Genomic DNA, 23826 nt, shown 5'->3' on the forward strand with positions numbered 1-23826 from the left:
CGAAAGACGCACCATCCTCCGCGACTGCGCCGCCCGTTCGTTGCCCGCCGGCCGATCCTCGTCCGCCATGGCACGCGACTCCCTGTCGTCGTCCGTTCCTACTCCCCGCGAGCGATCACGGTAGGCGGCGGGTCCGACAGAAATTCGCCTGGCCTCAGGGCTCTGCGCCGTCCCACTGAGCCGAACGACGGCCTCGAAGCCTTCACCAGATGCCAGGGCCCGCGACCACCCGGGACTGGTGGAGGGCTCAGGTCCTCCACCGATTCCAGGCCCTCGTCCACCGCGACGGTTCGCCGGCCTCGGCCGGTCTCGGCTCTGCTCCCGTCGGGGCATCAACGCGCAGAAAGTGTGCCGGCATACCGATCGGGTCACCAGCCGTCACGGGCTGCGCCGCCGAGGTGAGACCGGCCAGGTCGTCGGCTCCGAACCTGCGCAGCCCCGCGGACCACCACAAGCCGGCGTCCGGATCCCCCTTCAGATGGAAGGACCCGCCGGCCTGCAGGAGTGCGTACCCGCCTCCGCCGAACGGAACGAGTGCCGCGGGGCGGGTGAGCCTCGCCGTCCTCCAGTACCGGATCCCGCCGTCAGGAACCGCCACGGCGAGCACCTCGCCGTCCGGCGCGAACATGAGGTCGCAGACAGGGCCGGACGCGGTGCTGACCTCACCCATCGCGCCCGTCGTCATCGACCACGTCCACACCCTCCCCGTCCCGTCGCGATGCCCACCGGCGGCAAGCATCGACCCGTCGGGCGAGAAGGCGAGCGCGGTCACCGCCGTGCCCGCCCACCGGGCCAGATCGATCCGGGCAGGCTGTTCGGTCCAACCGTCCGACGTGTGGCGCCACAGGACGACACCCTGGCGGCCGGCCACGACGAGGCTGCCCTGCGGCGAGAAGGCCACGACCGACGGGCTGATGGTGACCTCGCGGCTCAGGACGGACCCGCCACCCGCCACCCGCCAGACCTCGACCAGAAAGTCCTTGGCACAGGCGAGCAGCCTGCCGTCGGGGGAGAAGGCAAGCGCCCGGATCGCCGACCCCACGGAGATATCCGACGATCTCGCTACCCGAGCACCATCCGGATCCGACGTATCACGGTGAGCTTCGGAGGCGTGCACGTGCAGGATGCTTACCTCTCCCCGACGGCCTCCGACCGCCAGCTGTCGGCCGTCCGGGGAAAAGGCCGCCGCTGTCACTCCGCCTGGCATCTCGGCATGCCGCACAACCCTGCCTCGGGTCCCCTCCCGGTCCCGATCCGGATTCGGCAGCCGCACCAGCTGCAGCCTCGCCAGGTGCCGGTGGTCGATGCGCACAGCGGCGTGCCGGCCGTCGTCCGACACGGCAACGATCTCGGCTTCTCGCCGGCTGCCGAGCACGGCGTTGCGGTCGGTGTCCACGAGCAGGCGCAGGAGGCGAGCCGAGCTGAGGGAAAGAAGTCGGTACTGATGCGCTCCATGATCTGGATCGACGGCCACCGCTGTCCCAACCTCACGGGCGAGGCGGACCGCGAGAGGGGCGGCACCCACCCGTTTGGCCGCCAGCGGCTCCAGCCCCTCGCTGGGAAAATCCCACGTCAGCAGCGTGCGATCAGTGTCCAGAACCGCCATCCTCGCGCCCGAGGGCGAGAACGCGCAGCCCAGTGAATATCTGTCTGAGTTCGACCTCTGGTTGCTTAGGAAGGCGGCACCGGACCCCACTCTCAGAGGTGCGGCCCGAGAAGGCTGCCACACCTCCAGGCCGCCGGGTGCCTCAAGGACGACACACGTGCCATCGGGGGACACCGCCGAAACGTTCGCCGCATCAGTGGCAGGGGCGCTGTGCCAGCTGGCTTTCTTCCTGTCCCAGTTCCACACCTCAACACTGCCGGCGAGGCCGACGATGACCATGGCACCGTCGGCGGTGAGACGAAGGTGCATCGCTTCGTCGCCTGTGAACCCCGTTTCCCACATCGACAACAGCTTTGCCGAACCGACATCCCACGAGTGGAAGACCCCGCTGTGGTCGCAGGATGCAAGCCAGGTGCCGTCGCTCGACAGGGCGAGCGCCCGGGCGTGCCGGGCCGGAAACGCCCAGGCCGCCGTCTGCTGGCCGTTGACGACCATCCACACCCTCAGGACGTGATCAGAACCAGCGGCCGCAAGCCAGCTGCCGTCGGAAGAGAAGGTCACGTCAGCGGCGCGCGTCGCGGCGGTCGCCCATTCCACCATCAGGTGGCCGGAGGCGACGTTCCACACCCGGGCCTGACCGTCGGCGCTGACCGTGGTGAGCCGCAGGTCCGCGGTGAAGGCCATCGCGGTCACCGACCAGTCCTGGCGCAGGACGCAGACCTCCTCCAGCGTCTCCGCGCGCAGAACGAGCACGGCCGGCCCCCAGGCGATGGCGATCCACTCGTCGTCGGGTGACAGGGCGAGGACGCCGTCCGGCGATGCCGCCGGGCGGATCATCGGGCGGGGATCGTCGCGCCCGGAGATGATGGCGGTCGCGAGCTCGTCGCCGGCCCGGGCATCCTCGTCGAGGACGGGGTCGATGAGTACCGCGCGGTTCCACCGGCTTGCGGCGAGCCGGGCCCCGGTGAGCACAGGCCGGACCAGCCAGCAGTCGCGCAGGTCGGCGCCGGTCAGGTCGGCGCCGGTCAGGTCGATGTCGTGCAGCCGCTGGCCGGCGAGGATGGCGCCGCTGAGGTCCGCGTGGCGCAGGTTCTCCCGTTCCCCGGACAGGTCGCGCCCCCGCAGGTCCTGGCCGGCCAGGTGAAGCGCGCCGAGCCGGAGGTCGAGGCGGCGTCCGATGGCCAGGGCGTTGTCCCTGGCCATCTGGGTAACGGTCCTGAAGCGCCGCGGGATGGGCATGTCCTCGTCGACATGCAAACTCTCTCCGTCCGCGACCATCCTTTCGTAGCTGGTGAGCGCCACACGGGCCCAGTGGACCAGGAGCGGACGCGAGGCGGAGCCGACGAGAAAGTCCACCATCAGGTCCGACAGGGGACGCCGGGCCAGAAGGCCCTCGCCGTTGTCGGGATCATCGGTGAGCTCGCGGGCGGCGGCGACGGCGACCAGGTACTCCATGAACGAGCGGTGGGCAAAGGCGAACCGGTCGTCGTCGCCGCGGACGAGCAGACTTCCCGAGCCGACGGCGAAGGCGGCCTCGGCAGGGCTGACCCGAGCGGCGCTGAGGTCGGTGAGCGCAGACTGCACCCTGGCGGTCAGCTCCTCCACCGGCAGGGCCTCCTCGCCACGCGCCCACAGGGCGACGGCGAGCGCGTCGACGGCCGTCCGCAGCTGGGCGGAGCCGAGGCTCGGCTGCGAGCCACGGGTCGGCCGGCGTCGGTCGGCCTCGAAGAGCAGCCACCGGTCGATCAGCGTCGCGTACAGGTCGGCGGAACTGATGGTTCCGTCCGCGGAGCGGGCGGCCCGCAGGTCGGACTCGGGCAGCGCCGCGATGTACGACAGCATGCGGGGATTGGCGGAGAGCCCGAGCAGGTCGCGAATGTCGTGGATGAGGCGCAGTCGGTCGTCGGCGAGGTGCCGCGCGCGCTGTCGTCTCGTGGCGTCGGCCGTGTCGGCACGACTGCTGGCCTGACCGGTGTCCCTCTCGCGCCCGCCGGTCGCGTCGGCGAGTTCGAAGAGATGAACGAGGTACTCCCGGATCTGTTCCTCGTCGAAGTCGACGAGCCGCACGAGACGGCTCGCGGCGAGCTGGTGCACCTCCTGACCGAGAGCGGTGCGCCACTGGTCGTCGGAGGCGAAGTGCTGGGTGCGGCTGGTCAGCACCACCTTCGCCCGCCCTGTCACCGCCTTGAGGATCATCCGCAGGTGCTCGGCGGCGCGGTCGAACGTCACCCGCTGGGCGAGCTCGTCGAAGCCGTCGAAGAGCAGCACGACCCGACCGCGGTGCAGCATCCGCAGCACGGCAGGCACATTCGCGTTCGGCTCGCCGACCTTCGACAGATGCAGGGCGATGAGGTCCTCGACGTTGTGGCTCTTCTCCAGCGCCCGCAGCTCCACCAGCATCGGCACGACCCGTGGCAGCTCGACCGGGAGCACCCGGGCGAGCTCACGAAGCAGAAAGCTCTTGCCGTGCCCGAAATCGGCCAGCACCAGCAGTAGTCGGGCGTCCTCGTCATCGAGCCAGTTGATGACCGCGGAGAAGGCGTCGTCGCGCGGCGGGGTTCGGGGCGCGTCGTCGAGCAGGACATACCGCGGCGGGACATACAGCCGGGGCGGATAGTCGGGATTCTCCTCCAGGCGCCGTGTCTGGCGGATCAGATAGCTCCGCGGATCCCACCGGCCCTCGAGTTCCGCCAGGCTGAGCAGGGTGACGCCGAGCTGGCGACGGGCCCAGCGACGCAGCCCCGGGTCGGCCAACGCGACTCCGTACACCAGTTCGGATTCGACATACCGGTCGCGGGCCTCGTACAAGACGTGCACCGTGCGGTGAAAGTCCTCGACGACGTGTCGATCCGGCTGACCCGGCCACACTCCGACCGGCCATACCTCGTGGAGACCGTCCCGATGAGCTGCCACCTCCACGTACATCCGCATCATCGTGCCGCGAGAACCAGCGCAGGAGATCAGGCGGACGGACGCTTCGGGGTGGCGATCCGCGCACGCCTCGGCCACCCAGTCCAGAAAGAGGTCCAGCCCGGCACCGGGAAAACCCGGCGGGGTCGCGGCCCCCGCACCGGCCGCCGCGACCGGATCGGATCTCGGTTCCGCGGTGCGAGCCGTCTGTGGGAACTCCGGCTCACTGATGGGCATCAGATGGCCGTCGCGTGCGCCGCGCAGGCCGCGGAGCAGCGCCTGGCGCGCGTCGGCCCCGTCCATCTCGAAGAGGTCGATACGGACCAACAACCCCAGAAGGCCGGGGAGGTCGCACGTCTCGACTCGGACCGGGACGAGAACCCGGCGGTCAGGTTGGTAGCGGGCCTGCCATTCTGCCGCTGACCAGGTGGAATGCAGGAAGGCTGTCGACACGACGAGAAGAACGTGATCGGCGCGGGCGAGACAGGCATCCAGCCAAGCGACGAAGTTCGTTCCGGGGACCGAATGCCAGGCCTGAAGATCGACCTGCCAGCCGGCATCCTGCAACTGCCAGGCAATCCACTCGGCCCAGGCACGATCGTCGTGCGCATAGCTGACGAAGATTCGCCCATGCGGACCGGTCGGCGCAACATCCCCCAGAGCCACCGCGAAAGCATCCCACCCACGCGGACGGTGATAGCCGGAGGTAGGACGGACCGCCTCATTACCGCCACCGCGTCCATGGATCCGGGTGCCTGCGAGTCGGGGCGGCGCTGGGGCGTTCCGCGGAACGCGATGGTCCCGCGGGGCCGGGTGGCGCCGCGGGACCATCGGGTGTGCTGCGTGTCAGCTGCTGCGCCGCGTCAGCGGTGCTTGGGGACAGTGCGGCGCAGGGTGACACGGTCGAACTCGGTGCCGTGCTCGTCGATACCGCGCACGGTCAGGCAGGACGTGCCGCCGGGCGCGCCGGGGGCCGACTCGACCGCGACGAAGGCGTAGTTGTCGAAGCGGGTGCGCGACCAGCTGATCGCCTCGGGGGCCTTCGTGCCGTCGGGCGCCCAGACGTAGCTGTTCGGCACGACGTTCGACCCGGCGACGACCTTGCCCCGGTAGGACTCCGGCTCGCCGGTCTGGAACTGGTAGCGCGGCCGGCCGGCGCTGCCGGCGGTGATGTAGATGGTGCCGTCCTTGGCCGGGTCCACCGTCGATCCGTCGGGCGCCTCGCGGGTCGGGGCGTTCGCACGGATCGGGTCGGTGCGCTCGTAGAGGTGGTTGTGACCCTGCAGCACGAGGTCGACCTGGTAGGTGTCGAACAGCTTCGTCCACGCGGCGCGCACCCCGCCGTCGCTCGCGTGCTGCGACGTCGTCGAGTAGGCGCAGTGGTGGAAGAACGCGATGATGAAGTCGATGTCCGGGTCGGCCCGGTACGCCTTCAGGGTGCGCTCCACCCAGGAGTTCTGGGCGCCGCCGGAGTAGCCGGTGTTCGCCTTGATCTCGAAGGAGACGTCGTTGGCGTCCAGCGAGAGCACCCCGACGTTGCCGTAGACGAACGAGTAGACGCTCGGGCAGCCCTTGGGGCCGTCGGTCGGCAGGTCGAGGCGGGCCGCGTGGCCGCCGTAGCCGTGCGGCGCGTAGAGCGCCTCCATGTCGTGGTTTCCGGTGGCGAACATCCACGGGGTACGCGACGCGGACAGCTCGATGTCGGACAGGTACACGTCCCAGACCGTCGGGTCGAAGTTGTCGAAGCCCGCCGGCGGCTGGCCGGTGGTCGTCCGCCTGGGCGGCTTGCCCGCGCCGGACGGGTCCGCGTAGCAGATGTCGCCGGCGAGCAGGTGGAAGTGCGGGTCCAGCCGGGCGATCGCCGCGGTGATCGCCGAGGCGTGCGCGACGGTCGGCTGGTTGTCGTCCTTGTAGTAATCGTCGTCGAACACGCCCTTCGGGTCGCCGGGCGGGGTGGTGTTCGAGCCGTGGTCGCCCATCATCGTGAAGCGGAACGACCCGCCGTGACGGCCCTTGGCGTGGCCGGTGCGCACGGCCTGGATCGGCGTCGCGGCGCCGCCGGGAACGCGGAAGCGGTAGTAGTACTCCCGGCCGGGGGCGAGACGGTCGAAGGCGGCGTGCACGTAGAACTGCTCGACCGTGAGGATCGAGCCGTCGACCTGGGGCACCTGCGAGAGCAGCGGGCGGATCTCGGCCTCGACGGTGCCGCCGAGCGCGCGGCTCGGGCCGATGTCGAGCAGCACCTTGCCGCGGCCGGGGTTGCGGGTGAGCTGACCGGCCAGGCGCAGCTGGCGGGCCGGGTCCGCGCCGAAGGCGGTGTGCCGGCCACCCACGAGGAGCGGGGCGTCGGCGGTGGTCGCGGCGTAGGCGGCGCGGCCGAACGGGGTCGTGCCGAGCGTCGCGGCGCCGGCGCCGGCGAGACCGCCGAGCAGCATGCCGCGCCGGCTGACCGGGCGGCGGCGCAGGAAGGTCTGGAGCCAGTCGTGCTGCTCCGCAATCGTCATGTCGCGGGCGACCTGGGCGGGAACGCCGGATGCCACCACTTCGTTCGGAGGACTCACAGGCATGGCGCCGAACGTAGGCCCGCCAGGCGCCGGGCGCCCCAACGCGACGGTGGCCGCCGGCCGAAAAATGCGTAAACACCACGGGCGCGATGGGCCGTTTCAGGTCGGACGATCGGTGACGGTGACCCGGAGAGAACGGCTCTGGCCATTCCGGTTGACAATGACGGTCACCGTTTCTCCCGGCGATGACGCATGCAGCGCCGATGTCAGGTCCTCGGCGGTGACGACGGGTCGCCCGTCGAAGGAGCGGATGACATCGCCCAGCTCGAGCCCGGCCCGGTCCGCCGGGCCGCCCGCGACGACGGCGAGCACCAGCGCGCCGCTGCGCACGGCGAGGCCCAGCTGAGCGGCGATCTGCGGGGTCAGTGTGACCGCCTGCACCCCGATGAACGCGTGCCGCACGGTGCCGGTGCGCAGCAGTTGCTCCACGGCGTCGACGGCCGTCGCCGACGGAATGGCGAACCCGAGCGATACCGCGCCGCTCGACGGCGGGATGTATGCCTCGGTGACGCCGACGACGCGGCCCTGCGCGTCGAGCAGCGCCCCGCCGGAGTTGCCGGGTGAGATCGCCGCGTCCGTCTGGATCAGATCGACCCGCGGCCCCGCGGCCTGCGCCGCACCCGGCCCGCTCCCGCTCGCCCCGCCGGGGCCACCCGGACCGCCTGAGCCACCCGGACCCCCTGAGCCACCCGGACCGCCGGGGCCTTCCTGACCGCCGTTGCCGGAGCCGGGCAGGGTGCGGTTGAGCCCGGAGATGACGCCGGCGGTGACGCTGTTCTCCAGGCCGAGCGGGCTGCCGATCGCGACGGCCAGCTCGCCCAGGCGCGGCGGCTGCGTGCGAAACCGGGCGGCGGGCAGCCCGGTGCGGTCGACCTTGACCACCGCGAGGTCGCTGATCGCGTCGGCGGCCTGCACCTGGCCCGGCACGCGTCGCCCGTCGGCGAAGGCGACCTGCACCCGCCCGTCCGACGCCGCGGCGACGACGTGCTGGTTCGTCACGATCGTCCCGTTCCCGCGGTAGACGATGCCGCTGCCGAGCTCGCTGCCGACCAACACCGTCACCACCGACGGCTCGGCGTTCGCCACCACGTCGGGCACCACCGACAGCGCGGCGTCCGCGGCCCCGGACGGCGGCGGCGCCCCGGTCGCCGGCCGCGCACCGACGTCGCCCGCCGGTCCCGACCGCACGACGAGCCCCGCCGCGAGGACGAGCGCGGCCAGCACGATCGCGACCGCCACCACCCGCACCCACACTCCGCACAACGTCGAACACACAGAGCAGCTATACCCCACACGACGCCGGGCGCATCACCGCGGACAAAACGGGGCGGAAGCGTCACCGCCTCCCATCAACCCCTTCTGCGACATGAATTATTAATACGATTCTTCGTTGTCGCCGTCGCTCGAGGAGCGCTCCGCGCGTATACCTGCCAGGTCATCCGGTACATACCGATACGATGCCGCGGTGCCGGCCGCGAACAGACAACACGACCGCGCCCGGGGGGTCTCCGCCGCGGACGCCGGGATGATGCGCACGGAAAAGGTCGCCATCCGACTCGCGCGCGAGATCGTCCGCCGCCTGGCGGAACTTCCCCTCGGCGCGAATCTCCCGAGCGAGGCGGAGATGATCGAGGGCTACGGCGTGAGTCGTGGCTCGGTGCGCGAGGCGCTGCGCATTCTCGAGGTCCAGGGTCTCATCACGATCCGCCCGGGGCCCGGCGGCGGGCCCGTCCTCGTCGGCCCGCAAAGCACCGCCCTGGGCAAGACGGAGACACTGTTCTTCCATCTGCTCGGGGCGCGCTATGCGCATCTGCTGCACGGGCAGGCCGCACTCGAACCCCTCATGGCCCGACTGGCCGCCGGAAACGCGGATCGCGGTGCACTGCGCGATCTGGAACGGTATGCCGTGGGCGGTCCGGCCGATGCCGAGCCGGCCGTGTACGCCGATCTCGCCACCGGATTCCACGCGGCCATCATCGCCGCGGCCGGAAATCCGATCCTCACCCTGATGTGCCAGTCGATCCGGGACATCACCCTCGCCCGGATCGACGGCGAGGTCCTCACCGAGCCCGGCGAGCGCCAGGTCGCGATCGCCCAGCACGCCGCGATCGCCCGGGCGATCCTCGCCGCCGACGCGGAGCTCGCGGAGCGGCTCATGACCGCGCACATGGACGTCTACTGCGCCCGCGTGGCACAGGACCGCGCCGGACTCGTCGACGAGGTCGTCGACTGGCACTGAATACACCGTCACGTGAGGGTTGATTTCTGCGGAGGCGCAATCCCCGGGAACGCCTCCCAGACACCCGCATACGTGATGTGATTCAGATCACAGGCATAAGAGGACTGACAGGATCCCGCCGGCGGGCCTAGGCTGCCCACGCACGGCAGCGATTCCCTGGAAATCCATGTCCACGGGGGTGGATTAGTGCCCGGCGTCGAATTAGCCACACGCATAGCCGACCAGGCCAGAGCCACACTGCGCCGCAATGCGCGGCTGCGCGGAAGTGTGGTGGCGGCAAAGGATGCGGCCTGGCGGGCCCGGGTGGCCGTCGGCACCGTGCGCGGCGGCGCGGTCGTCGTCGAGGACGAGTACGGCATCGCCCTGCTCATCCCCGCCGGCGAGCGGGACCGGCTGCGCTCCCTCATGCGCCGCCCCGGCGACCGGCCCGCGTTCACCCTGATGGACCGGCTGCTGCGCGGCGGCGACGTGGTGTTCGACGTCGGCGCCAACCTCGGCGTCTACAGCGTCCACGCCCGGCGGCGCAGCGGCGCGGCCGGGCGGGTGTTCGCCTTCGAGGCGGTGCCCGCCACCGCCGACCGGCTCGCCCAGACGCTCGCGCTCAACCGGTGCCTGGACGTGCACGTGGTGCGCGCGGCCGTCACCGACGCCCCGGGCACGGCGACGATGCACGTCTTCGACGACCCGGCCTGCGGCTGGAACTCGCTCGGCGCGCATCCCATGTACGGCTACGACGGCGCGGCGGTCCGTCCGAGCGCGTCGGTCGAGGTCGAGGCGGTGACGCTCGACGCCTTCGCCGAGCGGGAGGGTGTCGAGCGGGTGGCGCTGTGCAAGGTGGACGTGGAGGGTTTCGAGCGCCACGTGTTCACCGGCGCCGCCGGCCTGCTGGCGGGCCACCGCATCGGCGTCCTCTGCTTCGAGATCAGCGAGGATCCTCTGGTCGGGGAGGGCGGCACGCCCGCCGAGGTGTTCGAGTCCCTCGCCATCCACGGCTACCGGACCTTCCGCCATGACGAGGCGACCGGCACGCTGGTCGGCCCGGTCGACCCCGCCGCCGAGCAGGCCCACCTGGGCGCCTCCCCCGTGCGCCCCTACGTCGCCAACTACTTCTCCGCGGCCGACCCGTCCCTGCTGCGCGTCTGACGGCGGGCTCAGGAATCCGTCCAGCGGGGCTCGCGGCGTTCCAGGTAGGCGGCGACGGCCTCGCCGTTGTCGGCGGTCGAGCAGGTCAGCACCTGGGTGCGGTTGTCCAGGTTGATCGCCGCCTCCAGGCCGGGGATCTCCAGCGCCGACCACATGCTCTGCTTGGTCAGCTTCACGCCGAACGGCGAGTTGGCGAGGATCTGCCGCGCGGTCACCAGCGCCCGGTCAAGCAGCGCGTCGTCCGACACCGCCTCGAGGACGAGGCCGATGCGCTGCGCCTCGTGGGCGTCGATGATCCGGCCGGTCAGCATCAGCTCATGCGCCCGTCCGGCGCCGACAATCCGGTTGAGCAGCCACGCCGTGCCCATATCGCTGCCGGAGAGCCCGACGCGGACGAACGCGGCGGAGAAGCGCGCCGACGCCGCGGCGAAGCGGATGTCGCAGCCCAGGGTGAACACCAGCCCGCCGCCGGTGGCCGGCCCGTTGACGGCGGCGATCACCGGCTGGGACAGCGCCCGCAGCCGCGTGGCGACGCTGGAGAACAGCTCCTGGAGCTGGAAGATGCCGACCGTGCCGGGTCGCGGCTCGAACGGCTCGGCCACCCCCGGGTCCCCGCCGCGCAGGTCGGCGCCCGCGCAGAAGCCCCGCCCGGCGCCGGTGAGGATCACCACCCGGCAGGAGCGGTCCGCCTCGATCTCGTCGAGGCGCCGGTGCAGCGCGACCAGCAGTGCCCCGGTGATGGCATTGAGCCGCGCGGGCCGGTTGAGCCGCAGCAGCGTCACGCCGTCCTCGACGACCTCCCGCTGCACCAGGTCCACGGCCTGCGCCGCGTCCACCTTCGCGTCCACGTTCGCGTCCGCAGACGTCATCGGGCACCTCCGGGGTTCGGCTCGGGCGCGGCGGCCCGCGTCGGGTCATGCTGCGCGCCGAGGGCCGGGATGGCCCGCAGCTCGCTGATCAGCCCGTGGCTCGCGTCGCGGTCGAGCGACGCGGGCGGGGTGAACGACAGGCGGGTCACGAGCCCGCCGTAGCGGTCGGCGAGCCGAGCTGCCAGCTCCCGCGGGGCCGCGACGACGGTGAAGGCGTCGACGACCTCATCGCCGACCAGCGCCGCCATCTCGGCCCACCGGTTCTGTCTGGACAGCGCGGTGAGCTCGGTGCCCAGCTCGCCCCAGCCGTGCAGGTCCAGCACCGCGCGGTAGGCGGGCGTCGACCCGTAGAAGGAGATCCGGCGGCGCACCGCAGCCAGCCCCGCGGCCATCTCCTCGTCCGTGCCGGTGACGACGAAGGGGTGGGCGACGACCTCGAAGCCGGCGAACCCGTCCTGCGCCCCGGCTCGGCGACGCCCCTCGGCGAGGGCGGGAAGCGTCCGCTCGCGCAGCCACCTCGGCGTGCTGAAACCGTGGCAGATCATGCCGTCGGCGACCTCGCCCGCCACCCGGCACATCACCTCGCCGACAGCGGCGAGCCACACCGGCGGCGGCCCGGCCGGGTTCGGCACCGGGACGAAGGTCGGCGGCATGAGCGTGTGCTGGTAGTACTCGCCCTCGAAGGCGAGCGGTGTCCCATCCGCCCAGCTCGACCATGCCGCGCGCATCGCCAGGACGAACTCGCGCAGCTGCGGGCCGGGCCGGCCCCACGGCATGGAGAACCGGCGGGTGACGTGCGCCCGCACCTGCGAGCCGAGCCCCAGCACCAGTCGGCCGCCGCTGAAGCGGGCCAGGTCGTGCGCGGTGTAGGCGAGCGACATCGGCGAGCGCGACAGCGCCACCGCGATCGACGTGCCGATCTGGATGGTGGACGTCGCCGCCGCGGCGAGGCTCAGCGGGAGGAACGGATCCTGGTTGACCTCCGTCGCCCAGACGCCGTCGTATCCGACGTCCTGCGCGGCGCGGGCCGTGCCGGCCGCCTGCTCCAGGCCGCCGAGGAACCCGTCGATCCGCATCCGCGCCACCTCTCCCCCCGCCGGTCCCATGACCGTCGGACGAAAGCTAACAGAAGCCAGCCGCTGCGGCCATCAACCGTTATCCGTCCGGACGCCGCGCGGGTCAGCCCACACCGACGGACGCGCGCACGGCGTTGATCCCGAGCGCGGCGCGGACCTGCGCACGCGCCGGAGCCCGCAGGCCGCCGTGGACGACGGCGTAGGTCTGCACGACCTCGGCCCGCAGCGCGCGGGCGGCGGGGGGCAGCGAGCGCGGCGGCAGCTCGGGATCCCGGTGTACCAGCTCGCGGTAGTCGTGGATGACCCGCAGCCACCAGCGCAGCACGTCGGGCGGCGGGAGCGCCGCGCGGGCCGGCTGTGGGCGCAGGTCGGCGAAGCGGTCGACGAAGTCCTGGTAGCGCCGGGTGAGCGAGTCCAGGTCCCAGCAGCGCCGCAGCAGCGTGTCGACGTCGGCGACCCCGGCCGGGCGGCCGACGAAGACGTCGACCAGCGCGCTGAGCTCCAGCCGCGCGACGAGTTCGGTGACCTCGTCCTCGCAGGTACGGGCCGCGATCCAGGTCCCCTCCCGCAGGCGGCCGAACCCGAGGAAGGCCAGCGCCGCGCTCAGCCGACGCCGCGCCGAGCGCAGCTCGTCGGGGACGGAGGCGAGCACGATCGTCCACGAGCCGTTCCAGTCACCCGCGTGGCCGAACCGTTCCACCCGGGCCCCCACCGAGGCGACGGTCTCGGCCATCTGCCTGCTGAGCCGGTAGCTGGTGTGCCGACCGTCGCGACGCCGTTCGAGGGAGCCCTCCGCGCACAGCCGCGACAGCGCGACCCGGCTCGCCCCGGGCGCGTAGCCGGCGGTGGCGAGCACCTCGACGATTCCGGCGCCCGCCACGTAGGGACGGGCGGGCAGGGCGGTACCGATCAGCAGCGGCACCCAGCTCTGCGCAGAGGCCCCCGGGGTGCCTTCGACCGGCATGGCCGCAGTGTAGAGCGCGCAGGGTGTGGTTTGACCCACAGACGTCGGCCCGCCTACAAACCCGACATGGACCTTCCGCACGGACGGGCCGGGCACGCCCCGGCCGCACACCTCCACGCCCGTCGCCCGCCGACGGCGGTCGCCGCGTGAGCGCCGCAGGCGAACCAGTGGCCGGTGCTCGGCTCGCCGGTCGCACGGCCATCGTCACCGGCGCCAGCCGTGGGCTCGGCCGGGCGATCGCGCTCGCCTTCGCCCGGGAGGGCGCCGCGGTGGCCGTCGTCGCCCGCACCGAGGCGCAGTGGAACGAGCGCCTGCCCGGCACCGTCCACGAGGTGGTCGACGAGATCGAGAGCACCGGTGGCCGGGCGGTGGCCGTCCCCGCGGACCTCGCCCGACCCGAGGACGTCGAGCGGGTCGTCGAGGTCACGCACGACCGCCTCGGCCCGGTCGACATCCTGATCAACAACGCCGCCCTCACCGTGCCCGGCCGCCCGTCGGCCGCCCGCGCCGCCACCGGCAACGCCACCGCGAACAGCACCGCCAGCGCGACCAGCAACGACGCCGCGAACAGCACCGCCGCCGACAGCACCGCCACCGCGAAGCGGGCGAAGGCCACCGGAGACTGGGCGTCGTTCGTGAACTTCCCGCTCAAGGGCTTCCGGATGCACTTCGAGATCGGGCTGTTCGCGTCCTACCGGCTCATGCAGCTCACGCTGCCGGACATGATCGAGCGCGGCGGCGGGGCGATCGTCACCATCAGCTCGTACGCGGCGTTCATGCCGGGCGAGGGCCCCTACGCGAAGCCGGGGTCGCCCGGCCCGATCGCCTACGGCGGCAACAAGGCGGCGCTGCACCACCTGACGTCCTGCGTCGCCGTCGAGGCGCAGGCGTACGGGATCGCGGTCAACGCGCTCGCGCCGTCGGAACCCGTCCTCACCCCCGGCACCCTGGGGACCGGCGCCGAGGAGACCGACTGGGCGAGCCCGGAGTCGTTCGCCGAGGCGACGCTGCGGGCGGCGCTGGCCGACCCGGCGACGACCAACGGGCAGCTGCTCTGGAGTGATGACCTGTTGCATCCCGAACTCGGCCGACGCGGCTGGCTGCGCGGCGACTAGCCGCCGTCCGCGCAGGCACCCGGACCGCGTGCGGCGAGGTCGCGAACGGCGACGTCCAACAGTCCGCGGCACCGCCGTTCGCCGCGCCGAACCCGACGGATCTGATCCGCCAGGCTGGCGGTGACCCGTCACCGTTGCAGGACGGCCGGCACACCGACGCGCAGGGTAACCGGTATGCGAACGGGGAGATAGGGCCGTCGGTGGGTGGTGCCCGCGAGCAGATCCGCGTGTACGTGTGGACCGGCACCCCGTGGCCGACGAAACCGTCCTCCGACCAGGAGTGGCATGTGACCGGACCCGGCTGGGCTGTCGACCTCGACGGCTACACCGGCGGCGACGGGCAGACCGCGTTCCCGGTGACCGCCGAGACCGTCGCCCAGCGGCTGGGCGGGACTGTCGTTCCGAAGGGCTGATCCGGCTCGACCCCAGACGCCAGCGCGCCCCCGGCCACCCGCATCTCACGCGGGTGGCCGGGGGCGCTTTCGGCATGCCCGGGATCAGACCTCCCGCGCGGTGACACTCCGACGGTGCCGGTGGCTCAGATCGGGCCTTCGCGGCGCTCCTCCGGATCGTCCGGTGCTGCGGGCGGCTCGTCGGGGCGGTCCGCATCCGGGCCATGGCCGGGCGCCCACACCGACCGATCCACTTTGCCGTGTGGACAGCGGCCCGACCCGTCCTGCCGCGATGGCCGCGGTCCCCGTGCGCCGGCGAGTGCGGCTCCGCGTGCACGCCGGCACTTGTTGCAGGCCGTCACGTGCAGCGCCGTCACCATGCGCCGCTCGCCCTGCGGCTCCGGAGTGGTCATTTCTTCTTGACCCTTCCCTCGCCGCCGCACGCCGTGCAGTCCGTCACCGCCGCGCCATCGAACGCGCCGTCCTCGTCCCGCTCGGCCGTCCTGGTCTCGACTTTGCCCTTGCCGTTGCAGGCCGAGCACTCGCCGAACTCGACCGGGGTGTCGCCGGTGCTGCCGCCCCGCTTCTTCTTGTCCCGGTCGCTGTCGTCGCGGACGACCGGGTCCCTGCCGCCGCGTTTCGTGCCGCCACGGCCGGATGAGGCGCCGCCATCCGTGTTCCCGCGCTTGTTCCAGACCATGCCGGGAGGGTAGCCCGCCATGCGCGGACGGGGAGCAAGCGTGCCGGATCTGTAACCGGCACGCTGGGGTCAGACGGCGGCGACCCGGCGGCCCAGCTCCTGGACCAGCGGATCCCGGGGCCACCGCGCGAGCCTGCGGTGCAGCGTCTGGACCCGCGCGGTCACGGTGGCGTTTGGCACGGCTCGGACGGTGTCGAGCGCGGCCAGCGCCTCCTGAGCGGCGGCGTCAGGTGCGGCCCGTTCCCCGTCGAGGTGGCCGTAGCCGATCAGCATGTGCGCGAGGGCGACGCCCATCGTGTCGTGCACCGCAGTTTCAGCGGCGAGTTCGCCATGGCGGATCGCCGTCCGCCCCTCGCCAGGAGTGTGCGCTGCCCACTCGGCGATCCCGAGATGCTCCTCGGCGTCGTCCCACACCCCTCGGGCGACCGCGTCGCGCTTGCTCGCCTTCATGATCTCCAGGGCTTCGGCGGCACGGGACCGGTACCCGGCCGCCGCATTGGCACGCGCTGTGTAGCCGGCGAACCGGGCGCGTTGCTCCGGCTCGCCGACAGCAAGCGCACGGGCGGCGGTTTCGGCGGCAAGCCCCCACTGGCTGGCATTGAACGCGATACAGGAATGCAGCCCGGCGACGCGGGCGATCAGCGCCGGCTCCTGGACGTCGTCGGCGTGCTCCTCGGCGAGGCCGATGAACTCGCGGGCGAGCCGGTCCTCCCCGCCGTAGCGGCAGACGGTCGACAGGCCGGCGGCGAGCTGGCCGGCGAGGAGGGTGAGGCGGTGGACATACCGGGCCTTCAGCCGGCCGCCGAGCATCCCCTCCACATCGCGATAGGCCACAAACGCAGGGGCTATGAGCTCGGCGGGATGGACCGCCCACATGTCCCGGTCGAGGGTGGCGAGGGCGTCCTCGGCCGCAGCGACCTTGCTGATGTTCGGTTTGGCGTTGGAGAGCTGTTCCGTTACTCCGCTGGTGACAGCAAGGACGGAGGCGGCCGTGAGGCCGCCCGCCTCGAAGAGCTCGCGTCGGTTCGTGGGACCCACCCCCTCTTCTACGTCCACTGTCCGCCATGGGATGTCGGGCCGTCCACCGCCATAGAGTTTGATCTCGATGCCGGTGTGCTCCATCACAGCGTCCTGCCACAGGCAGATCAGGACCCCGTCCGCGCCGAGCGCCTGGTCCAGCGCGGCCACGATCTCCCGGGTCGGGAGGTTGTGGGGTTTGCCGTGCTGCTCGCAGCGCAGCGCGGCCCCGACGGTGTTCCGGTCGGCGAGGATCTTCCGTCCGAGGCTGGTGTTGTTCTCGTCTCGCCGTTTGACCAGATCATCCGCGTAGGTGACGTACCGCTGGCGTGCCGAGCGGATGTCGGGACCAGTCTGCACGGTGGGCTCCCCTCCTACCGGCATCCCGGGCGGTAGCGATTGTTACCGCGCGGGCGAACAGTTCGCGGACTGTGCGGGATGTGTTTCGCAGTGTGTCATGTGTCTACCGGCAGGTCAGCCGGCCACGACGGGGAGGTACGCCTGATGGAGTCCCACTCCGGGCCGGTGGAGATCACCGGGCGGGGAGACAGGCCCGGCGTGCCAGCGCCGTCACGCCGGGAGCTCCTCCCCGCCCGCGTGGTCTGGACCGGGCTCGCCGAGGACCAGATCGTGGAGGGGACGCTGATCCTCTACGCGGTACTGGTCCGGTGGGCCACCGGGGACCCGGAGATCCACGGCGCCTGGGGCACGCCCGCCGCCGCGGAGACGCACGTCGCCCGGTTCTCCGGCCTCGCGGACGCCGTGGTGATCCCGCTGCACCTCGTCCATCTGCCCGCCGGCACCTGAGACCGGCTGCCCGGCACCCCCCGAGCCGGGCGGCCTCACAGCGCCCCCTACCCGCGGCATGGTGCCGCACCACGCGACTCGCCGCTCCAGGTCGGAGCGTGCGGCCCGCCGCGGGTAGGGCGGCATCCCATCCAACCTGGAGATCACATGACGACGTTCGATCGGATCATGGCCGGCGCGGTGCCGGCGAACCTGTTCGGCCGGGAGGTCGCCGCCGCCGAGCTGGGGCTGTCCGAGGATCAGGACCGTGCGCTCCGCGTGGCCTGCGGCACCTACCAGCAGACCGCCGGCATGACCGTGGCGGCCCTGGTGCCCCTGCTGTCCAGGATGGCCACCGTGCTCCGCGGGGCGACGCTGCCCAGCGAGCAGCAGATGGCGGAGCTGTACGACCAGGCCGGCAAGGTGTCCGCGCTGTTCCTGGAGGTGATGCGGGTGCGCATCACCGAGACGTACCGCGGAGTGGAGGCGCTGACCGCGGAGCAGAGGGTGGCGCGGGCCGCCCTGCTGGCCGCCAGCCCCGCCGTCGACGTCCCGGCTGCCCTCGCGGCCCTCTGACCGCCCAGGACGGAGGACACATGACCACCCTCGCGCCGCCACGGATGCAGCGGCTATGGCTGGAGCTCACTGGCCGCTGCAATCTCACATGCACTCACTGCTACGCGTCGGCCGGGCCGACCGGTGACCACGGCACGATGAAGACCGTCGACTGGTTCGCCGTCATCGACGCCGCCGCCGAGCTCGGGGTCGAGCAGGTCACGATGATCGGCGGTGAGCCGACGTTGCACCCGGCGCTGCCGGACCTCGTCGGCCGCGCGCTCGACGCCGGCCTGACGGTGGAGATCTACTCCAACCTTGTGCGGGTGCCCGACCGGTTGTGGCCGACGCTGATGCGCCCCGGCGTGAGCATCGCCACGAGCTACTACGCCGCCGACCCGGCCGAGCACGACCGCATCACGGGTAGGACGGGTTCGTACGCGCTCACCCGGGCGACCATCATCGAGGTTCTGCGCCGAGAGATCCCGCTGCGGGTCAACATTGTCGGCACCGGCGACAGCACGGCCGTTGATCAGGCGCATTCCGCCCTGCTGGCTCTCGGCGTGCGCACCATCACCCGCGACGAGGTGCGTCCGGTCGGTCGCGCCGGCACTCTCGACGACCCGGGCGAGGCGGGCACCTGCGGTCGCTGCGGTCACGGCCGCGCGGCCATCAGCCCGGAGGGAATCGTCACACCGTGCGTGTTCAGCCGCCGTGCGCCCGCCGGCAACGTGCGGGTTCAGACGCTGGCGGAGATTCTCGCCGGGGCGGCGTTCGCCGGGCAGGTGGCCCGCTTGGACGCCATCCGGCCGGGCCGCATCACCGACGGGTGCGGGCCGGACAGCGACACCAAACCGTGCGGGCCGACCGACCCGGAGCCGGACCCGAACTGATGACCGGGTCGTGGCGGGACCAGGCCCGCGTCCTAGCCGATGAGATCACCCATCCCGGCTCCCGCTGGCATCAAGTCGTCGCCGACACGCCGCGGCATGAGCTGGTTCCCGCCTGGTGGGCGCGCACCGCCGACGGGTGGACGCCGCGCCGCGGGCCGATCGCCGACGCGTACGCCGCCCACCGGTCGCTCGTCACCCGCGTCGGTGCCCGCCACGTCGACCAGGCTGCCGACGGCGAGGTGGCGGAGGGTCGGCCGACGTCCTCGGCCACCATGCCGGCGCTGGCCCTGACCATGTACCGGCATGGCAGGTTGGGGGAGGGCCTGGACATCCTCGACGTTGGCACCGGGTCGGGCTACGGGACGGCGCTGCTCTCGCGCCGCTTCGGCGACGAGCGCGTCACGACGATCGATGTTGACCCGTATCTGGTCGCCGCCGCCGCGGAACGCCTCGCCGCCCTCGACCTGCACCCCACCGCCCTGACCGTGGACGCGACCGGGCCCCTGCCCGGCCTATACGACCGGATCGTGTCCATGGTGTCGGTGCCGTTCATCCCACCGAGCTGGCTGGCCGCACTCCGCCCCGGCGGACGGCTGGTCACCACGATCAGCGGCACCCACATGGTCGTGACCGCGACCAGCACCCCACACGGCTTCGTAGGCATGGTCGAGTTCGAGCCCGCCGGGTTCATGAACACCCGCACCGGCGACGACTACCCACCCACGCTCGTCGAGTCCGACGATCTGGACGTGCGCGACGGCGAGCACGTCGGCACCGGACGCTATCCGGTCCTTCACATCGCGGAGGCGTGGGAGCTCTCCTCCCTGTTCTCCCTGGCCGCCCCGGGCGTCCAGCATCGCTACCGGCGGGAACCGGACGGCCAGCACACCGCGATCATGGCCCATCCGGATGGGTCCTGGGCGCGGGCCACCGCCGTCGGCGCCGAGCCGCCCACCGTCCACCAGGGCGGACCGCGCCGCCTCTGGGACATGCTCGACGAGGTCCGCGATGACTGGCTCCGCCGCGGGTACGCCCCATGGCTCGGCGCCACCGTGCGGATCGGCGACGACGGCAGCCTCCGCCTCACCTATGGCGACTGGACGGCGACCATCCCTGCCGCGCCGCTCCCCTGACCGGCCTGCCCCCGTCGCAACCGGCGGGCAGGCCCCTACGTCCGCCCGCAGCGCGGTGATCCGTTCGCGCGTCTCTACCCGCTGCGGGCGGGCTCACCCCCTGACTGGCCTGCCCCGCGGGTACCACGCGGCACCTGCCCCGCGGCGCGGCGCGGCGCGGCAGGCCCCCACAGTCCCCGCCCGCGGCACGGTCGGCCGCGGGCGGGGACATCCCCTGATCGGCCTGCCCGTCTGCTGCCCCTACGCCGGGCGGGCAGGCGCTACCACGGAGAATAATCATGTCCTGGAGGTCCACCGCCGTCGCGCCCGCCGTCACGTTCGGCCGGCGCGGCGGCGACATCGTGATCCGCTACCAGTTCGCCGGCGACGAGCATGAGCTGACCATGCCCGGCGGGGCATGGGTCCAGCTCGCCGTCGCAATCCGTGACCACGAGCTGGACTCGCTCGGCGGCGCCGACGGCGAGTGGACGCCGCACCGAGCCGGCATGGCGCGCCGCAGCGCCGGCTATGTCGAGCTCGTGCTCAACGGGTCGGAGCCCTCCCAGCGCCGTCTACCCGAGTCGATCTGGCAGCAGATCGCCGCGGCGGAACGCGGCGGCGCGATCAGCGGCCTGCCCGGTCAGCGCAGGCCGGGCTCGCGGGGCAGGCCGAGGATGCGCTCGGCGATCACGTTGCGGCTGACCTCGGAGGTGCCGCCGGCGATGGTCAGGCCCCGGGCCAGAAGGTACTGGTGGGTGAGCGCCGCCTCCTCGCCGGTCACCCCGGCGACACCGGCGATGGTCATGCCGAGTTCGGTGACGCGCTGGGCGTGCTCGGCGCCGAGCAGCTTGCTGATGTTGCCCTCCGGCGACGGCTCGCCGCCCGCGACCGCCCGCACGATCTGGCGCAGGTTGAGCAGGCCCGCCGTCTGCTCGGCCGCGACGAGGCGGCCCACGCGGCGGCCCAGGTCGACGTCGTCGGGGGCGTGCCGGGCGAGCAGGTCGAGCAGGATCCCCGCCGAGCGGGCCTCCTCCCCGACACTGCCGCCTCCGAGCGTCACCCGCTCGTTGCCGAGGGTGGCACGCGCCACCGTCCAGCCGGCGTTGACCTCGCCGACGACATCGGCGTCCGGGACGAACACGTCATCGAAGAAGACCTCGTTGAACTGGGCGTGGCCGGTGATCTCCCGCAGCGGCCGCACGTCGACGCCGGGGGCTGTCAGGTCGATGCCCATCGTGGTGATACCGCGGTGCTTGGCGGCGTCGGGGTCGGTGCGCACCGTGGCCAGGCCGCGGTTGCACAGGTGCGCACCGGAGGTCCAGACCTTCTGGCCGTTGATCCGCCAGCCGCCCTCCACCCGCTCGGCCCGGGTCTGCACCCCGGCCGCGTCGGAGCCGGCGCCCGGCTCGCTGAACAGCTGGCACCAGACGAGCTCGCCGTGCAGGCTCGGCGTGAGCCAGCGCTCGATCTGCTCGGTGGAGCCGTGCTGGGTGATGGTCAGCAGCACCCAGCCGCCGATGCTGAGGTCCGGCACGTCGATGCCGGCGAACTCCTCCTCGATGACGAGCTGCTCGGCGGGGCCGGCCTCGCGCCCCCACGGCCGCTTCCAGTGCGGCACCAGGTAGCCGCTGTCGGCGAGCAGGACCCGGCGCTCAGCCTCGGGGGTGGCGTGGAACCTTTCGACGAACGCGCGCGCCTCACGCCGGTACTCCTGCGCCTGCGGGGGCAGTTCGACGGCGAACGCACGGCGCACCCCAGCCTGGCTGAGCGCCAGCACGTCCTGCTCGGCCGCCTCGACCGGGCCGGCGATCGCCGCCAGCACCGCGGCCCGGCGCAGGTAGAGATGCGCGTCGTGCTCCCAGGTGAAGCCGATGCCGCCGTGGATCTGGATGTTCATCCGGGCGGTGCGCTGGTAGGCGGGCAGCGCGACCGTGGCGGCGATCGCCGCGGCGAGGTCCGCCTCGGTCTCGCCGGCGGGCGCGCGGGCGGCGTCCCAGGCGGCGGCGGTCGCGCTCTCCGTCGCGACCAGCATGTTCGCCAGATGGTGCTTGACGGCCTGGAACCCGCCGATGATCCGGCCGAACTGCTGGCGCACCTTGGCGTACTCCAGGGCCATGGTCAGCGCCGCCCGGGAGCCGCCGGCCGCCTCCGCCGCGGCGAGCGTGCGCAGCACCCGGGTCGCCACCGCCACCCCGCCGCGCAGCAGGCCGGTGGCCTGCGGCACGACCCGATCGAAATCGAGTGCGACAAGTCCGAGGGACGGGTCGAGGGACCCCAGCCCGCGCACGGCGAGACCCTCCGCGCCGGCCGACACGACCATCAGGTCATCGCCGACCGGGACCAGGTGGACACCGGCCCAGACCCCGCCGAGTGCCGCCGGTACGGTGCCGTGCAGCACCCCCGGCACTGTGCCGCCGGACACCTCCGGAGCAGGGCCGCCGGACACCTCCGGAGCGGGGCCGGACACCTTCGGAGCAGGGCCGCCGGGCGCGCCCGGCTCGTGTGCTCCTCCCGCGGCGGCCGGCGTGAGGGAGGCGACGAGCGCGAGGGAGGCGACCACGGTGCCGTCCGCGAGACCCGGTAGCAGGGCGGTCCGCTGCGCGTGGGTGCCGACTTGCGCGATGACCGCGGCGGCGACGACGGTGGGCAGGAACGGGCCGGCCGCGACCTGGCCGCCGAGCCCCTCGGCGACGATCGCCAGTTCCGGCAGGCCGAACCCGGACCCGCCGTGCTCCTCCGGCAGATGCAGGCCGAGCCAGCCGAGCGCCGCGATCTGCTTCCACTCCGGCCCGAGCTCGGCGCCCGTCTTCCGGACGTCTGTCTGCCCGGCGAGCTCGGGTCCCGCGCCGAGCGCCCGCCGCGCGCCCGCGCGCAGATCGTGGCTGTCGGCGAAGTCGCGCACCACCTCGGCGAGAGCCCTGTGATCGTCACTGATCGCCAGAGGCATGGGAACTCCCTCCCGCGGGCGGCGCGCCGGCGGGAGATGCCCGCCTGGCGCCTGCGCCCGCAGCGTCGACACTAGGGCCGGGTCGCAGGCGAGGTAGACCTACCTGCGCCCCCGCCGGACGCGGACATCCGGCCTCATGCCGGACAGACCCACCGTAAGGCATGCGGCATCGACGCACCCTCGACCCGCGACCACGCGGTCCAGGGCGGGGCGGTCAGGCGGCGGCGTGCTCGCGCAGTTCGGCGGCGAGCAGGTGGCGGAAGCCGAGCACGATGGCGTTCACGCCGACGGTGAACTCCGACGCGGGGTCGGTGTCGCCGGCGCGCTCGGCGAGCAGGGAGCCTCGGGCGAAGTTGACCAGGGTCTGGAAGGCGTGCCAGGCCATCCCGGTCGGGAAGCCGGCGCGGCCCAGCCGTTCGAGGAGCTCGGTCGCCCGCGGCCAGCGAGCGGCCTCCTGGCGGAAGGCCGGGCCGCCGATACGCCCGAGGACGAACTCACGGGTCACCACGTCCGCCGCGAGCCGGGAGTAGACATCGACGAAGAATCCGCTCAGGACATCCTCCCACCGATCACCCCGCAGCGGGGCCACACTTCGGTAAAAGGTGCCAAGCGCCCGCTCGGCCATCGCGTCGAGGAGTTCCTGCTTGCTCTTGTAATACCAGTAGATGCTCGTGACGCCGACATCCAGGAAAGCCGCGAGGCGCGGCATGCTCAGCTGTTCGCCGGGCATGCTGCGACAGAACTCGAACGCTCCGGAGAGAATGCCGTCAGCGCTGATCGAACCGCGCGCCCGCCGCGACCTGGGACGTCCTGCGCTCGCTGTGGCGGGCACCTACTGCCTCCGCATCGTCGGCACGGCCCTGGCACGGCCCTGGCGCGACCCCGGCCAGGGGACCACAGGCTGCATCTTACCGGAGGGTTCGCGGCATTTCGTGAGA

The 23826-nt window shown here is 72.5% G+C and carries 18 protein-coding genes; 8 read left to right on the forward strand and 10 right to left on the reverse strand.

Annotation, left to right across the window (positions count from 1 at the left end; translation table 11 throughout):
- Window positions 1-247: 247 nt before the first annotated feature.
- The 3 genes from AC6EXY_RS26460 to AC6EXY_RS26470 all read right to left on the reverse strand — a co-directional run bounded on the left by AC6EXY_RS26460 (window position 248) and on the right by AC6EXY_RS26470 (window position 8328).
- On the reverse strand, window positions 248-5182 hold the full coding sequence (locus AC6EXY_RS26460) for a TIR domain-containing protein (protein WP_165818652.1): 4935 nt from the start codon (window positions 5180-5182) through the stop codon (window positions 248-250).
- Window positions 5183-5379: 197 nt separating this feature from the next.
- Entirely contained in the window at window positions 5380-7020 is a 1641-nt protein-coding gene (locus tag AC6EXY_RS26465; RefSeq protein ID WP_499818393.1) for a metallophosphoesterase, read from the reverse strand.
- A 159-nt stretch (window positions 7021-7179) separates the two neighbouring features.
- Window positions 7180-8328: a S1C family serine protease gene (locus tag AC6EXY_RS26470; protein WP_243408080.1), complete on the reverse strand. Its 1149-nt coding sequence runs from the start codon at window positions 8326-8328 to the stop codon at window positions 7180-7182.
- A 142-nt stretch (window positions 8329-8470) separates the two neighbouring features.
- Between AC6EXY_RS26470 and AC6EXY_RS26475 the strand changes: the two genes are divergently transcribed.
- A complete protein-coding gene (locus AC6EXY_RS26475; RefSeq protein WP_133150880.1) occupies window positions 8471-9319 on the forward strand; it encodes a FadR/GntR family transcriptional regulator in 849 nt (282 codons plus the stop codon).
- Between the two features lie 270 nt (window positions 9320-9589).
- Window positions 9590-10462 carry an FkbM family methyltransferase gene (locus AC6EXY_RS26480; protein WP_243408081.1) on the forward strand — a complete coding sequence of 291 codons (873 nt, stop codon included), beginning with the start codon at window positions 9590-9592 and terminating at the stop codon, window positions 10460-10462.
- 8 nt (window positions 10463-10470) lie between these two features.
- Here AC6EXY_RS26480 and AC6EXY_RS26485 read toward each other — a convergent pair whose 3' ends face one another.
- The 3 genes from AC6EXY_RS26485 to AC6EXY_RS26495 all read right to left on the reverse strand — a co-directional run bounded on the left by AC6EXY_RS26485 (window position 10471) and on the right by AC6EXY_RS26495 (window position 13329).
- The gene (locus AC6EXY_RS26485) at window positions 10471-11331 is read right to left on the reverse strand and encodes an enoyl-CoA hydratase/isomerase family protein (protein WP_101835527.1); all 861 of its coding nucleotides are present in this window, start codon (window positions 11329-11331) and stop codon (window positions 10471-10473) included.
- Window positions 11328-12407 carry a TIGR03617 family F420-dependent LLM class oxidoreductase gene (locus tag AC6EXY_RS26490; RefSeq protein WP_101835529.1) on the reverse strand — a complete coding sequence of 360 codons (1080 nt, stop codon included), beginning with the start codon at window positions 12405-12407 and terminating at the stop codon, window positions 11328-11330. Before AC6EXY_RS26490 ends, AC6EXY_RS26485 begins: the two co-directional genes overlap by 4 nt.
- Window positions 12408-12510: 103 nt before the next feature.
- On the reverse strand, window positions 12511-13329 hold the full coding sequence (locus AC6EXY_RS26495) for a PaaX family transcriptional regulator (RefSeq protein ID WP_499818394.1): 819 nt from the start codon (window positions 13327-13329) through the stop codon (window positions 12511-12513).
- A gap of 188 nt (window positions 13330-13517) precedes the next feature.
- Here AC6EXY_RS26495 and AC6EXY_RS26500 point away from each other — a divergent pair, with 188 nt between their 5' ends.
- Both AC6EXY_RS26500 and AC6EXY_RS26505 read left to right on the forward strand, forming a co-directional pair.
- The gene (locus AC6EXY_RS26500; RefSeq protein WP_243408082.1) at window positions 13518-14486 is read left to right on the forward strand and encodes an SDR family NAD(P)-dependent oxidoreductase; all 969 of its coding nucleotides are present in this window, start codon (window positions 13518-13520) and stop codon (window positions 14484-14486) included.
- Between the two features lie 134 nt (window positions 14487-14620).
- Window positions 14621-14899 carry a hypothetical protein gene (locus tag AC6EXY_RS26505; protein ID WP_101835534.1) on the forward strand — a complete coding sequence of 93 codons (279 nt, stop codon included), beginning with the start codon at window positions 14621-14623 and terminating at the stop codon, window positions 14897-14899.
- Between the two features lie 388 nt (window positions 14900-15287).
- Here the strand turns inward: AC6EXY_RS26505 and AC6EXY_RS26510 are convergent, their stop codons facing one another.
- Both AC6EXY_RS26510 and AC6EXY_RS26515 read right to left on the reverse strand, forming a co-directional pair.
- Entirely contained in the window at window positions 15288-15599 is a 312-nt protein-coding gene (locus AC6EXY_RS26510) for a hypothetical protein (protein ID WP_243408083.1), read from the reverse strand.
- Window positions 15600-15647: 48 nt separating this feature from the next.
- Entirely contained in the window at window positions 15648-16955 is a 1308-nt protein-coding gene (locus AC6EXY_RS26515) for a hypothetical protein (RefSeq protein WP_499818395.1), read from the reverse strand.
- Window positions 16956-17099: 144 nt separating this feature from the next.
- Here AC6EXY_RS26515 and AC6EXY_RS26520 point away from each other — a divergent pair, with 144 nt between their 5' ends.
- The 4 genes from AC6EXY_RS26520 to AC6EXY_RS26535 all read left to right on the forward strand — a co-directional run bounded on the left by AC6EXY_RS26520 (window position 17100) and on the right by AC6EXY_RS26535 (window position 19962).
- A complete protein-coding gene (locus AC6EXY_RS26520) occupies window positions 17100-17402 on the forward strand; it encodes a hypothetical protein (protein WP_101835538.1) in 303 nt (100 codons plus the stop codon).
- 147 nt (window positions 17403-17549) lie between these two features.
- Complete coding sequence (locus AC6EXY_RS26525) at window positions 17550-17957, forward strand: hypothetical protein (RefSeq protein ID WP_101835540.1); 408 nt, start codon at window positions 17550-17552, stop codon at window positions 17955-17957.
- A gap of 20 nt (window positions 17958-17977) precedes the next feature.
- Window positions 17978-18829 (forward strand): radical SAM/SPASM domain-containing protein, encoded by an 852-nt coding sequence (locus tag AC6EXY_RS26530; RefSeq protein WP_101835542.1) that lies wholly within the window; start codon window positions 17978-17980, stop codon window positions 18827-18829.
- The gene (locus AC6EXY_RS26535) at window positions 18829-19962 is read left to right on the forward strand and encodes a methyltransferase domain-containing protein (RefSeq protein WP_101835551.1); all 1134 of its coding nucleotides are present in this window, start codon (window positions 18829-18831) and stop codon (window positions 19960-19962) included. The genes AC6EXY_RS26530 and AC6EXY_RS26535 overlap by 1 nt, the downstream gene beginning before the upstream one ends.
- Window positions 19963-20581: 619 nt before the next feature.
- Here AC6EXY_RS26535 and AC6EXY_RS26540 read toward each other — a convergent pair.
- Together AC6EXY_RS26540 and AC6EXY_RS26545 are read right to left on the reverse strand one after the other, a co-directional pair.
- The gene (locus tag AC6EXY_RS26540) at window positions 20582-22888 is read right to left on the reverse strand and encodes an acyl-CoA dehydrogenase family protein (protein ID WP_101835544.1); all 2307 of its coding nucleotides are present in this window, start codon (window positions 22886-22888) and stop codon (window positions 20582-20584) included.
- Between the two features lie 214 nt (window positions 22889-23102).
- On the reverse strand, window positions 23103-23720 hold the full coding sequence (locus AC6EXY_RS26545; protein WP_101835546.1) for a TetR family transcriptional regulator: 618 nt from the start codon (window positions 23718-23720) through the stop codon (window positions 23103-23105).
- Between the last annotated feature and the right edge of the window lie 106 nt (window positions 23721-23826).

The organism is Frankia sp. RB5, assembly GCF_059816245.1.

Excerpts from the sequence above, each read along its gene's own strand:
- AC6EXY_RS26540 (WP_101835544.1), bottom strand. The coding sequence starts at position 22,888 with ATGCCTCTGGCGATCAGTGACGATCACAGGGCTCTCGCCGAGGTGGTG.
- AC6EXY_RS26490 (WP_101835529.1), bottom strand. The coding sequence starts at position 12,407 with ATGCGGATCGACGGGTTCCTCGGCGGCCTGGAGCAGGCGGCCGGCACG.
- AC6EXY_RS26465 (WP_499818393.1), bottom strand. The coding sequence starts at position 7,020 with ATGACGATTGCGGAGCAGCACGACTGGCTCCAGACCTTCCTGCGCCGC.
- AC6EXY_RS26525 (WP_101835540.1), top strand. The coding sequence starts at position 17,550 with ATGACGACGTTCGATCGGATCATGGCCGGCGCGGTGCCGGCGAACCTG.
- AC6EXY_RS26485 (WP_101835527.1), bottom strand. The coding sequence starts at position 11,331 with ATGACGTCTGCGGACGCGAACGTGGACGCGAAGGTGGACGCGGCGCAG.
- AC6EXY_RS26520 (WP_101835538.1), top strand. The coding sequence starts at position 17,100 with ATGGAGTCCCACTCCGGGCCGGTGGAGATCACCGGGCGGGGAGACAGG.
- AC6EXY_RS26510 (WP_243408083.1), bottom strand. The coding sequence starts at position 15,599 with ATGGCGGGCTACCCTCCCGGCATGGTCTGGAACAAGCGCGGGAACACG.
- AC6EXY_RS26535 (WP_101835551.1), top strand. The coding sequence starts at position 18,829 with ATGACCGGGTCGTGGCGGGACCAGGCCCGCGTCCTAGCCGATGAGATC.
- AC6EXY_RS26530 (WP_101835542.1), top strand. The coding sequence starts at position 17,978 with ATGACCACCCTCGCGCCGCCACGGATGCAGCGGCTATGGCTGGAGCTC.